Below are 13228 nucleotides of genomic sequence, written 5' to 3' on the forward strand. Positions count from 1 at the left end.
AATGCTGCAACAGTATCAGGGCACCTTCCTGGCCGGAGCGTCGCTGCCGGTGTCACTCACCGCATCTGGAGTCGCTGGCGGCGACTGAGGCGCTGGCGGCACTGGCGGCGCTGGCGGCAGAGCAGCCTCCGCGGCCTCCGGGCCGGCGCTCCGGTTCAGCCGCCAGACGGCAAAAGCGATGAGGCCGACGGCGATGAGCGCCAGGAGTACGAACGTGTACCCGAGCATCGCCCAAAGAATGCATGCGGCAACACCGGCGGCGCCCCACCTGACAAAGATCTTCTCGCCGGCCAGGAGCCCGCCGACGAGCAGCACAGCGAGCAGTACCAGAAGCCACAGCTGCTGGCCTGCAGTGCCGCCAAACACGGTTCCTGCCCCCGTGAGGGTGAGCAAGACGGCTGCCGCCACAGCGATTCCACGCCCGGCTTTGGGCTGCCCGGATCGGTAGCGAAGGAAGACCAGGGCAGCTCCAAGCACCACGTACCACTGCGCCGCCCAAAAGGGATCCGGCAGGCCGGCCCCGAAACTCCGGCGGCCGTCCAGTTCGAAGATCGCCGCGCGTTGAACTCCGGCCATCACCACCACAGCACTCGCTTCAGAGACCACCCGGCGCAGTTCTGCCGGGGCTTCCGCGATGCAGATGCCGGCCGCGCCCGCCAGTGCGGCGGCGGCAACCCAGGCCGTGGTGTCTGCCGCGATCCCCGCAACTGTGGCCAGGGCGAGCCCTGCCACCGCGGCGCCGGCCAGGGACCAGCGGCGCCACGGGTCAGCCCCCAGCCTGGCGGACGTTGCCACGCGCACACCGTAAAGGGCGGCTCCCGCTGCGCCGGCACCGAGCCAGGGCGCATAGGCCGCCCATACATCCGGGTTTCCGCCGGCCACCTCCCGGACCACCATGAACGTACCAGCCAGGACAGCAGCCGACGCCGGCGCGTACAGTATCGCGGCACGCTCAACGTGGGAGGCGCAAAAGAGTACAGCGGCGAGCACCAGGACGGCGAACCCGGCGATCCACTCGTCGGCCTGCGGAGCGAGGAGCAGCGCAGTGAGGCTGTACCCCAGGGCGGCAATCAGCCACAGCCATCGCTCAGTTCCGGCGGGGACCGGCATCCGGCGGGACCACAATGCTCCGGCCACCGCCGCCGCAAGCGCCAGCGCCAGCAGAAGAAGTGCCACCCCGGAATAGCCCAGCAACGGGGACACAGCAGGCGTTACGAGCGGGCTCAGCGCCAGCACCCCGCCCAGCACAGCAAAGGCTGCAAAGTAGAGTGCACCGCGCGCCGCGAACAGGGTCCTGGCAACGACTGCCGAGATAAGAACCAGCGCGAACTCCACCAGGAGGATCCAGCGTTCGCCACCTCTGTCGGCTGCCCCAATGCGGCTGACGTAGGCCAGTGGAAGGGCGGCCTGGCCTGCGAGGGTGATCCATACCGCCGCCTGCTGGAAGGGAACCTCCTTAAGACGGAAACGCATCAGCCACCGGACGGCGTGCTGGGCGGCAAGAACGCCCGCAAAGGTCAGCGACACAACGTCCGGGGAGGCCGACACGTCGTAACTGAGGACCACGGCCAGTGCCGCCGTCAGTACCTTCGCCGCAATAAAGTATCCGCCCTTCTCCACAGCCCGGGCAGCTGCTGCCACCATCACCGCGGCGAAGGCAGCAAAGATGGCGAGCAACACCTCGACCAGGGTGACGTTGCCAGCGGACAATCCCACCAGGACGAGGAAGGATGCCGGCGCGAACCACTCGGAGCCCCGTTGACCGCGCAGCGACAGCCCGGCAACAGCCGACGACAGCGCAGTAACCCCCGGGATGACCAGATGCTGCCAGCTTCCCTCCGACAACGGCCAGAGCATGGTGCACCCGATGAGTTGAACCGCCAGAACCACACCCGCATCCACGGCCGCGCCACGCGGAGAACGCTTTAGCCGGAATGACACCAGCACCACGGCCATCTGCACGGCCAACACGGCAACCAGCACCGTGGCGGGCTCAAGAGCTTCCCCGCCCACAAATGGCGCGCCCGCGGAGACCACCAGCCTGTCGAACAGCGTCAGCGCCAGCAATGTGGCGGCGATGCGGCAAAGCCACCAATATCCCCAACGGTGCAGCCGGGACCGCAGCCGGAGGCCTGTGACGGCGAGGTATGCCACCACTGCAGCCAGCGCGATGTTCCCTGCATCCGGTGTAATCCACCTGAAAGCGAACTCCACCATGACGCCTGCCATCACAAGCGGCACCACTTCGCCTGCTCGTGGAATCCAGGCGCGCTCCCCGTCCGGCTGCGGTACCAGGAGCAGACCCATGGCAACCGCTGCAGCGAGCTGCAGCAGAATCCCGCCCCACGTCAGCGACTGTCCAGGCGAAGAGTCCACGGCGCCGAGGACAGCGACTCCCACCGTCCCAAGAGCAGAGAAGCCCATCAGGGTAGCCTGTGGCGCAAATTCCCTGCGACTCCCCCGCTGCAGCCATGCAGACAGCAACTGCTGTGCCACGGCCGCTGCCACAACACTGAACCACACGGCCTGCCCCTGTGTGCTCCCCACCGTCAAGGCGGCCGTCACGGCGGGAACGGCAACCGTGCCTGCAATCCTGGTGTTGAAGAGGAGGATCTGCCGTTGCGTGCCGCTTTCGCGGAGCCCACGGACCAGCCAGAAGAATGCGGTGAGGAGCACCATGATGGCGAACTCCCACTCCCCCATCACCCTGCTGACGACTCCGGCCAGGGCAATGCCCGCAAACGGAAGAAACTCAGCGGCCCTGCGCAGCCTGACAGCCAGGGTAAAGCTCGTCAGGAGCAGCAGCAGTACCGGCACCCATAGTGGAATTGCTCCTGCATCAGGTACCCATGCGCCGGCGATGCTGCGCAGCACAGTGCTGCCTGCAAACGCTGCCGTCAGCGCCCAGTGCACCAGGTGGGTCACCATGACGTCGGCACGCCAACGTGGCGCCAATGCTTCGCTCAGGGAAGGAGTGGGCACGGTGGCAGGCACCGGTTCCTTTTCCCCGTCAGGCCGGCGCGGAGGGAACCAGGCCTCCAGACGGCCGCCACCCACGGCAACGCCGATGGCCTGCGCCGCAAGCAAGGCGCAGGCGGCCAGCAGTGCGCCTCTTGAGGTGTCGGTGAGCTCCAGGACAGCCACCGCCCCCGCAACTGTCAGTGCGGCGCGGGATGCATAGAAATTGCGGAGCCTGAAGCTTGCTCCCGGTACTGCGGCCATGGTGGCGAAGTATGCACCGCTGAGCCCGAGGATCAGTGCGTACTCGGCCAGGCTGGTGCGCAGGAGGAACGTCGCAGCCACGGCAACAGCGGGTACCACGACGGGGTGGACAGTGACCAGTGGCCGCAGGAAAAGCGGTGGAAGCCAGCCCGGCCTGACCATGCTCAGCAGGGTAAACAGGACCGCCACAGCGATGAGCGCCACGAAGTACCAAACCAGGGCGGCACCGAGGACTGCCATACCCGACCACGCGGTGGAAACAAGGAAAGTCAGCGACAGATACGCCAGCACGCGGCTTTCGAGCCGGAGGGCGGCCGCAATGTAGGCAAGGGTTCCGACCAGCGAGGTGGCGAGCCACGCCGCGGGCCCGTTTTGCCAGACAAAACTGTAAAGGGCCAAGCCGATGACAGGGACGAGCGCCAGCCCGGTGCCAGTGAAGGCCACGGCGGCAGGCTTCAGGCGCGGGACGCGGTGGTGCAGGATGAACCCGGAACCGTAGAACAGGGCAGCCACGGAGCAGACGCCTGCGAATCTCATCATGGGCGGCAGTGCCGTTCCCACAAACAGGGCCGCTGCGGCAACGAGCAGGAGGCTCGCCACATACAGCGTGACGTTGATGTTCTGGCGGTCACGCCGTTCCCGGCGCGCTGCCACCTCTTCGGCTGATTCTGCCGGCCGGGACGGGCCATCGGCGTATCCGCGGTATGGGACAGGCTGCGTGGTGGGCTTTGGCCGAGGTGTCGCAGCGGCCCCCACGGGCACTGGCTGTAGCGGCGTTACAGGACGTGTCGGCACCCCGGAAGCCCGCTGAGGTGCAGGAGCCGGTTGGGGTGCAGGGGCCGTAACCGTCGGCGGGGCGAACGCCGGCCCTGCCGCCGGGGCCGGTGCGGGGGCCTGCACCCGACCGGGACGTGCGGTGAGGGTTTCTGTCGCCTGGCGCTCGTCCACTTTGGCCATGGCATCCAGCCAACCCTGCAAGTGACCGGCCCGGTAGCCTTCCTCGTACGAATCGTCCGGCATGAGATGGCCTTTCAAGGAGAGCGTGGCGGGAGTCCTGCGGTTTATCCATTGACTGGATTAACGGTAGCAAAAGAAGGCCCCGCTGCACACTGCAGCGGGGCCTCCTGTGGATTACTGGGACATAATCCCGGCTATCCGATGATCAGCAAGAGTTACTTGATGATCTTGGTGACGCGTCCCGAACCAACGGTGCGGCCGCCTTCGCGGATAGCGAAGCCGAGGCCGTCTTCCATAGCGATCGGCTGGATGAGCGCAACGGTCATCTCAGTGTTGTCGCCGGGCATAACCATTTCCGTGCCCTCGGGCAGGGTGATAACGCCGGTAACGTCCGTCGTACGGAAGTAGAACTGCGGGCGGTAGTTCGAGTAGAACGGGTTGTGGCGTCCGCCTTCGTCCTTGGACAGGATGTAGACGTTGGCCTCGAAGTCGGTGTGCGGGGTGATGGAACCCGGCTTGACGACAACCTGGCCACGCTCAACATCGTCGCGCTTCAGGCCACGGAGCAGCAGGCCACAGTTCTCGCCGGCCCATGCTTCGTCGAGCTGCTTGTGGAACATCTCGATACCGGTAACCGTGGTCTTCTGGACCGGGCGGATGCCAACGATCTCGACCTCGGAGTTGATGGCGAGGGTGCCACGCTCGGCGCGGCCCGTAACAACGGTGCCACGGCCGGTGATGGTGAAGACGTCTTCAATCGGCATCAGGAACGGCTTGTCGCGGTCACGTACGGGGTCCGGAACGGACTCGTCGACAGCTGCCATCAGGTCCTCAACGGACTTGACCCAAACCGGGTCGCCTTCCAGGGCCTTCAGGCCGGAAACGCGAACAACCGGAGCCTCATCGCCATCGAAGCCCTGCGAGCTGAGCAGCTCACGAACTTCCATTTCGACGAGGTCGAGGAGCTCTTCGTCATCAACCATGTCGGACTTGTTCAGCGCGACCAGCAGGTAGGGAACACCAACCTGGCGGGCGAGCAGAACGTGCTCGCGGGTCTGAGCCATGGGGCCATCGGTAGCAGCAACCACGAGGATTGCGCCGTCCATCTGGGCAGCACCGGTGATCATGTTCTTGATGTAGTCAGCGTGACCGGGGGCGTCTACGTGTGCGTAGTGGCGCTTCTCGGTCTGGTACTCCACGTGGGAGATGTTGATGGTAATACCGCGCTGACGCTCTTCGGGAGCAGAGTCGATAGACGCGAAGTCGCGCTTCTCGTTAAGATCCGGGTACTTGTCGTACAGCACCTTGGAAATGGCGGCCGTCAGCGTCGTCTTACCGTGGTCAACGTGACCGATGGTGCCGATGTTGACGTGCGGCTTAGTCCGCTCGAACTTTGCCTTTGCCACAGGTTCCTCCTAGAACGATTTCAAATGGCTTGCCCTTCAACCGCGCTTTTCGCGGCAGAAACTCAGGCAAGTCTACTTGGGGGCTTTGGATTGGTGAAATTGCAGATTCAGGAACTAATACTAATCCCCTGAGCCTGTTCGTGCAGATGGCCTGGAGCCGGCTTGACCGGGATGGGTCCTGCCGGCCCCGGCCACCTGCACCGGCTGCGCTGTCCGTTTCCGGCTGCGCACCCGAGGTATTCGCTTTAAGTGCCCTGTACGGACTACTCGCCGCGGCTCTTCTGGATGATCTCGTCGGCGACAGCCTTCGGGACCTCCGCGTAGCTGTTGAACGTCATGGAGTACACAGCGCGGCCCTGGGTCTTCGAACGCAGGTCACCGATGTAGCCGAACATGCCGGACAGCGGAACGTGCGCGCGGATAACCTTGACGCCCTGTGCATCCTCCATGGACTGCATCTGGCCACGGCGGGAGTTGATGTCACCGATAACTTCACCCATGTATTCCTCAGGGGTGCGGACTTCGACATCCATCAGCGGTTCGAGCAGGACAGGGTTCGCCTTGCGTGCGGCTTCCTTGAAAGCCATACGGCCGGCGATCTTGAACGCCATTTCCGAGGAGTCAACATCGTGGTACGCGCCGTCAACCAGCGTGGCCTTGATGCCCACAACCGGGTAACCGGCCAGGACGCCGTCGTTCAGTGCATCCTGGATACCAGCGTCGACAGACGGGATGTATTCGCGCGGAACGCGGCCACCGGTGACCTTGTTCTCGAACTCGTACAGCTCGCCCTCGGCAGTGTCCAGCGGTTCGATCGCAATCTGGATCTTTGCGAACTGGCCCGAACCACCGGTCTGCTTCTTGTGCGTGTAGTCGTGGCGTTCGACGGCGCGCTTGATGGTTTCGCGGTAGGCAACCTGGGGCTTGCCCACGTTTGCCTCGACCTTGAACTCGCGGCGCATGCGGTCCACCAGGATGTCCAGGTGGAGCTCGCCCATGCCGGCGATGATGGTCTGGCCGGTGTCTTCGTTGAGGGACACCTGGAAGGTGGGGTCCTCAGCGGAGAGCTTCTGGATGGCCGTGGAGAGCTTCTCCTGGTCACCCTTGGTGTTCGGCTCGATGGCAACCGAGATCACGGGCTCCGGGAAGCTCATGGACTCAAGCACGATCTGGTTTGCAGAGTCGCACAGGGTGTCGCCCGTGGTGGTGTCCTTCAGGCCGATGGCAGCGTAGATGTGGCCGGCGGTGGCGCCCTCAACGGGCATCTCCTTGTTGGCGTGCATCTGGAACAGCTTGCCGATGCGCTCTTTCTTACCCTTGGTGGAGTTGACCACCTGGGCGCCTGCTTCCACGTGACCGGAGTACACGCGGATGAAGGTGAGCTGGCCGAAGAACGGGTGCGCCGCAATCTTGAAGGCCAGTGCGGAGAAAGGCTCATCAGCGGAAGGTGCGCGGGTCAGTTCCTTCTCTTCGTCGCGGGGGTCGTGACCGACCATCGGCGGGACGTCGAGCGGGTTCGGCAGGTAGTCGACAACTGCATCGAGCATCGGCTGAACGCCACGGTTCTTGAACGCGGAGCCACAGAAGATCGGGTAGAGCTCGGAGTTGATCGTCATCTTGCGGATGCCGGCCTTGAGCTCGTCTACGGTGAGTTCTTCGCCTTCAAGGTACTTCTCCATGAGTTCCTCGGAGGACTCTGCAACGGTCTCAACGAGCGCTGCGCGGTACTCTTCGGCCTTTTCCTGGAGGTCAGCAGGGATCTCGCGGATCTCGTACTTCGCACCCATGGTGACGTCACCCTTGGCATCGCCGGGCCAGACCAGGGAGCGCATGTAGAGCAGGTCCACAACGCCGATGAAGTCGTTCTCAGCACCGATGGGCAGCTGCATGACCAGCGGCTTGGCGCCGAGGCGGCTGACGATGGTGTCTACGGTGAAGTAGAAATCAGCGCCGAGCTTGTCCATCTTGTTGACGAAGCAGATACGCGGGACGTTGTACTTGTCAGCCTGGCGCCAAACGGTCTCGGACTGGGGCTCAACGCCTTCCTTGCCATCGAAGACAGCAACTGCACCGTCAAGGACGCGCAGGGAGCGCTCAACCTCAACAGTGAAGTCCACGTGGCCGGGGGTGTCGATGATGTTGATCTGGTTGTTTTCCCAGAAGCAGGTCACGGCGGCAGACGTGATGGTGATGCCGCGTTCCTTTTCCTGTTCCATCCAGTCAGTCGTCGAAGCGCCGTCGTGCGTTTCGCCGATCTTGTGGTTCACACCCGTGTAGAACAGGATGCGCTCGGTGGTGGTGGTCTTGCCGGCATCAATATGGGCCATGATGCCGATGTTGCGGACCTTACTAAGGTCGGTAAGCACGTCCTGTGCCACGGGGTCTCCTTTTGGGATGGACTACACGTTCGCCGCCGGCTCGGTTGAGCCGGCGGCGTCCGGGGAGTATTACCAGCGGTAGTGTGCGAAGGCCTTGTTGGACTCGGCCATCTTGTGGGTGTCTTCGCGACGCTTCACAGCGGCACCGAGACCGTTGGACGCATCCAGGATTTCGTTCTGGAGACGCTCGGTCATCGTCTTTTCGCGGCGGGCCTTGGAGTAGCCAACCAGCCACCGCAGGGCAAGTGCGGTGGAGCGGCCCGGCTTGACCTCAACCGGAACCTGGTAGGTGGCGCCGCCGACGCGGCGTGAGCGGACCTCAAGCGAAGGCTTGACGTTGTCCATGGCCTTCTTCAGCGCTGCCACGGGGTCGCCACCGGACTTGGCGCGTGCGCCTTCGAGGGCACCGTAAACGATGCGCTCTGCCGTGGACTTCTTGCCGTCAACGAGCACCTTGTTGATGAGCTGGGTTACCAGCGGGGAGCCGTAAACGGGATCCTGTACGAGCGGCCGCTTGGGGGCCGGACCCTTGCGAGGCATATTACTTCTTCTCCATCTTTGCGCCGTAGCGGCTGCGGGCCTGCTTACGGTTCTTCACACCCTGGGTATCGAGGGCGCCACGGACGATCTTGTAGCGGACACCCGGAAGGTCCTTCACACGACCACCGCGAACGAGCACAATGGAGTGCTCCTGCAGGTTGTGGCCAACACCGGGGATGTAAGCGGTGACTTCAACGCCACCGTTAAGGCGCACACGTGCAACCTTACGCAGAGCCGAGTTCGGCTTCTTGGGGGTGGTGGTGTAAACGCGGGTGCAAACACCGCGGCGCATCGGGCTGCCGTTCAGGGCAGGAGCCTTGGTCTTTTTGACCTTCGGCGTGCGGCCCTTGCGGACCAGCTGGTTAATCGTAGGCACTCTCGTGTTCTCCGTTGGTTTGATCTCTACCGGCACATTCAGGCGTCAGCCGTCCCTGCTCCGGTTTTGGCGTTGTCCTTGCAGCCTTGGAGGTTGGAATCTTGCCTAGGCGTGCAAAATGGTGGCATTCGTTGCGCACCTTACCCGCAACCCGGAAACAAGCTCACACCCGGCATCATGAGAACAAAACCAAAATGATGCTGCGGCGGCCTTCATCCACTGCCACACAGAACAATTATAGAAAAGTCTAGCACGGCTTGATCCTGAGCCTTAATCAGGTGTAAGGCAGACGACGGCGGCAGCCGCCCGCCGCCGTCGTCCTCCACCGCCCCGGGTGCCCATGTGCAATGCCCGGTTAACGGGCCAGGCCCCGCACTCGAAAGTGCGGGGCCTGGCCTTGGAATCCAGCCAAGGGCTGACAGCCGTTTTAGCGGAAGTCGTTGCCGAGGTCGTAGTCATCCAGCGGGATGGCGTGGAACTCGGGAGCTCCGTCACCGCCCAGAGTGTCGTACGAGAAGTCACTGAATGCGCTGGGGCCGGTGAACAGGTTGGCCTTCGCTTCTTCAGTGGGCTCCACGGTGACCTCGGTGTAGCGCGGGAGACCCGTGCCGGCCGGGATCAGCTTACCGATGATGACGTTCTCCTTGAGGCCCAGCAGCGGATCGCTCTTGCCTTCCATGGCCGCCTGCGTCAGGACGCGGGTGGTCTCCTGGAAGGAAGCTGCGGACAGCCAGGACTCGGTGGCCAGCGACGCCTTGGTGATGCCCATGAGCTCCGGACGACCGGATGCCGGCGTCTTGCCCTCGGACACAACGCGGCGGTTGGCATCCTCGAAGCGGCTGCGCTCGGCGAGCTCGCCGGGCAGCAGGTCCGATTCGCCGGACTCGATGACCGTGACGCGGCGCAGCATCTGGCGGACGATAACCTCGACGTGCTTGTCGTGGATACCGATGCCCTGGCTGCGGTACACGCCCTGCACTTCGTCCACCAGGAACTTCTGTGCCGCACGCGGACCCATGATGCGCAGGACCTGCTTGGGGTCCACCGGACCGTTGATCAGCTTCTGGCCAACGGTGACGTGGTCGCCGTCTTCGATCAGCAGGCGTGAACGGCGCAGGACCGGGTAAGCGATCTCTTCCGTGCCGTCATCCGGGGTGATGACCAGGCGCATCTGGCGCTCGGACTCTTCGATGGCGATGCGGCCGGCTGCCTCGGCAATCGGCGCAACACCCTTCGGAGTACGGGCTTCGAAGAGCTCCTGGATACGGGGCAGACCCTGGGTGATGTCGTCGCCACCGCCGGCGGACACTGCACCACCGGTGTGGAACGTACGCATGGTCAGCTGGGTACCGGGCTCACCGATGGACTGGGCGGCGATGATGCCGACAGCCTCGCCGATGTCCACGGTCTTGCCGGTGGCCAGCGAACGGCCGTAGCACAGGGCGCAGGTACCGACGCTGGACTCACAGGTAAGGACCGAGCGGACCTTGACCTCGGTAATGCCGGCCTTGAAGAGCTCGTCGATGACGACGTCGCCGCAGTCGGTGCCGGCGGCTGCGAGGACGTTGCCCTCGGAGTCCACGACGTCGACAGCCAGCGTACGTGCGTAAGCGCTGTTCTCGACGTTCTCGTCCAGGACCAGCTCACCGTTGGAGTCGGCGACGGCGATCGGCGTGACCAGGCCACGCTCGGTGCCGCAGTCCTCTTCACGGACGATGACATCCTGCGAGACGTCCACCAGGCGTCGGGTCAGGTAACCCGAGTTGGCGGTACGCAGAGCGGTATCGGCGAGGCCCTTACGGGCACCGTGCGTGGCGATGAAGTATTCCAGCACCGACAGGCCCTCACGGTAGGAGGACTTGATGGGGCGCGGGATGATCTCACCCTTAGGGTTGGCCACCAGGCCACGGATACCCGCGATCTGACGGACCTGCATCCAGTTACCACGGGCACCGGAGGACACCATGCGGTTGATGGTGTTCATCGGCGACAGGCTCTCACGCATCACCGCAGCGATGTCGTTGGTGGCCTTGTTCCAGATCTCGATGAGTTCCTGGCGACGCTCGTCGTCGTCGATCAGGCCCTTGTCGTACTGGCCCTGGATCTTGGCGGCGCGTTCCTCGTAACCGGCAAGGATCTGCGGCTTGGCAGCCGGAACCTCGATGTCGGAGATGGCAACCGTGACGCCCGAGCGGGTGGCCCAGTAGAAACCGGCATCCTTCAGGTTGTCCAGCGTTGCCGCGGTAACAACCTTCGGGTAGCGCTCAGCGAGGTCGTTGACGATCCTGGACAGTTCGCCCTTGTCCGCTACAGCCTCAACCCAGGGGTAGTCCTCGGGCAGGGTCTCATTGAAGAGGACCTGGCCCAGGGAGGTTTCCACGATTGCGGGCTGGCCCTGCTCCCAACCTTCGGGGGCTTCCCAACCGGCGTAGGGCACGAAGCCTTCGAGGCGGATCTTGACCTGGGAGTTCAGGTGAAGGTCGCGGGCATCGAACGCCATGATGGCCTCGGATACCGAACCGAAGATGCGGCCTTCGCCAGCCGAACCCTTCCGCTTGGTGGTCAGGTGGTAGAGGCCGATGATCATATCCTGCGAAGGCAGGGTGACCGGGCGTCCATCGGACGGCTTCAGGATGTTGTTCGAGGACAGCATCAGGATGCGCGCCTCAGCCTGCGCCTCGGGGCTCAGCGGCAGGTGCACTGCCATCTGGTCACCGTCGAAGTCAGCGTTGAAGGCACCACAAACCAGCGGGTGGAGCTGGATGGCCTTGCCTTCAACAAGCTGCGGCTCGAACGCCTGGATACCCAGGCGGTGCAGGGTAGGTGCACGGTTGAGCAGCACCGGGTGCTCGGTGATGATCTCTTCGAGCACGTCCCACACCTGCGGACGGTAACGCTCGACCATGCGCTTTGCCGACTTGATGTTCTGGGCGTGGTTGAGGTCAACCAGGCGCTTCATCACGAACGGCTTGAAGAGCTCCAGGGCCATCTGCTTGGGCAGGCCACACTGGTGCAGCTTCAGCTGCGGGCCAACGACGATGACCGAACGGCCGGAGTAGTCAACACGCTTGCCGAGGAGGTTCTGGCGGAAACGGCCCTGCTTGCCCTTGAGCATGTCGCTCAGGGACTTCAGCGGACGGTTGCCCGGACCCGTGACCGGACGGCCACGACGGCCGTTGTCGAAGAGGCTGTCAACGGCTTCCTGAAGCATGCGCTTCTCGTTGTTGACAATGATCTCCGGAGCACCGAGGTCAAGCAGGCGCTTGAGCCGGTTGTTGCGGTTGATCACACGGCGGTAGAGGTCGTTGAGGTCGGAGGTCGCGAAGCGGCCACCGTCCAGCTGGACCATCGGGCGCAGTTCCGGCGGGATCACCGGGACGGCGTCGAGAACCATGCCGAGCGGGCTGTTGTTGGTGGTGAGGAACGCGTTGACCACCTTCAGGCGCTTGAGGGCACGGGTCTTGCGCTGGCCCTTGCCGTTGGCAATGATGTCGCGCAGCAGGTCGGATTCGGCCTGCATGTCGAAGCCCTCGAGGCGCTTCTTGATGGCCTCGGCACCCATGGAGCCTTCGAAGTACATGCCGTAGCGGTCACGCAGTTCGCGGTACAGGCCCTCGTCGCCTTCGAGGTCGGCAACCTTGAGGTTCTTGAAGCGGTCCCAGACCTGCTCGAGGCGCTCGATGTCGGCGTCGGCGCGCTTGCGCACGTTGGCCATCTGGCGGTCGGCGGAGTCGCGGGCCTTCTTCTTGTCGGCAGCCTTGGCGCCTTCGCCCTCAAGGCGGGCGATTTCGCCTTCGAGGTCGCGGGCGATCGCCGCGATGTCGGAGTCGCGGTTGTCGATGAGCTGCTTCTTCTCGATGTCGTGCTCAACCTGCAGGTTGGGCAGTTCCTCGTGGCGGGCAGCCTCGTCGACGCTGGTGATCATGTAGGCAGCGAAGTAGATGACCTTTTCGAGGTCCTTCGGTGCCAGGTCAAGGAGGTAGCCCAGGCGGGACGGAACACCCTTGAAGTACCAGATGTGGGTGACGGGAGCGGCGAGCTCGATGTGGCCCATGCGCTCACGGCGTACCTTGGCGCGGGTGACCTCAACGCCACAGCGCTCACAGATAATGCCCTTGAAGCGCACGCGCTTGTACTTGCCGCAGTAGCATTCCCAGTCACGGGACGGGCCGAAGATCTTCTCGCAGAAGAGGCCGTCCTTCTCGGGCTTGAGCGTGCGGTAGTTGATGGTTTCCGGCTTCTTAACCTCGCCGTAAGACCAGCCGCGGATGTCTTCCGCGGTGGCGAGGCCGATCTGCATGAGGCCGAAGGAGGATTCGCTGGACATATGGTCCCTGTTCTCTCTTGTT

At 63.9% G+C, this 13228-nt stretch carries 6 protein-coding genes; all 6 read right to left on the reverse strand.

Annotated elements, in window-relative coordinates; all coding sequences use genetic code 11:
• Nucleotides 1–15 precede the first annotated feature (15 nt).
• On the reverse strand, nucleotides 16–3978 hold the full coding sequence (locus ACFV4R_RS14155; RefSeq protein ID WP_377227114.1) for a hypothetical protein: 3963 nt from the start codon (nucleotides 3976–3978) through the stop codon (nucleotides 16–18).
• Nucleotides 3979–4394: 416 nt separating this feature from the next.
• On the reverse strand, nucleotides 4395–5585 hold the full coding sequence (tuf, locus tag ACFV4R_RS14160) for an elongation factor Tu (protein WP_056075385.1): 1191 nt from the start codon (nucleotides 5583–5585) through the stop codon (nucleotides 4395–4397).
• Between the two features lie 263 nt (nucleotides 5586–5848).
• A complete protein-coding gene (fusA, locus tag ACFV4R_RS14165) occupies nucleotides 5849–7963 on the reverse strand; it encodes an elongation factor G (protein WP_268156658.1) in 2115 nt (704 codons plus the stop codon).
• Between the two features lie 69 nt (nucleotides 7964–8032).
• Nucleotides 8033–8503, reverse strand: a complete 471-nt coding sequence (gene rpsG / locus ACFV4R_RS14170) for a 30S ribosomal protein S7 (RefSeq protein WP_013601837.1) — start codon at nucleotides 8501–8503, stop codon at nucleotides 8033–8035.
• A 1-nt stretch (nucleotide 8504) separates the two neighbouring features.
• A complete protein-coding gene (gene rpsL, locus ACFV4R_RS14175) occupies nucleotides 8505–8879 on the reverse strand; it encodes a 30S ribosomal protein S12 (RefSeq protein WP_011692814.1) in 375 nt (124 codons plus the stop codon).
• A gap of 427 nt (nucleotides 8880–9306) precedes the next feature.
• A complete protein-coding gene (locus ACFV4R_RS14180; RefSeq protein ID WP_056075391.1) occupies nucleotides 9307–13206 on the reverse strand; it encodes a DNA-directed RNA polymerase subunit beta' in 3900 nt (1299 codons plus the stop codon).
• Nucleotides 13207–13228: the final 22 nt, after the last annotated feature.

It is taken from the genome of Pseudarthrobacter sp. NPDC059871 (assembly GCF_042731175.1).
In the GTDB taxonomy this organism is placed as follows: Bacteria; Actinomycetota; Actinomycetes; order Actinomycetales; family Micrococcaceae; genus Arthrobacter.

What these genes read in the sequence shown, in the direction of transcription:
- rpsG (WP_013601837.1), bottom strand. Translation starts at nt 8,503, where the DNA reads ATGCCTCGCAAGGGTCCGGCCCCCAAGCGGCCGCTCGTACAGGATCCC.
- ACFV4R_RS14180 (WP_056075391.1), bottom strand. Translation starts at nt 13,206, where the DNA reads ATGTCCAGCGAATCCTCCTTCGGCCTCATGCAGATCGGCCTCGCCACC.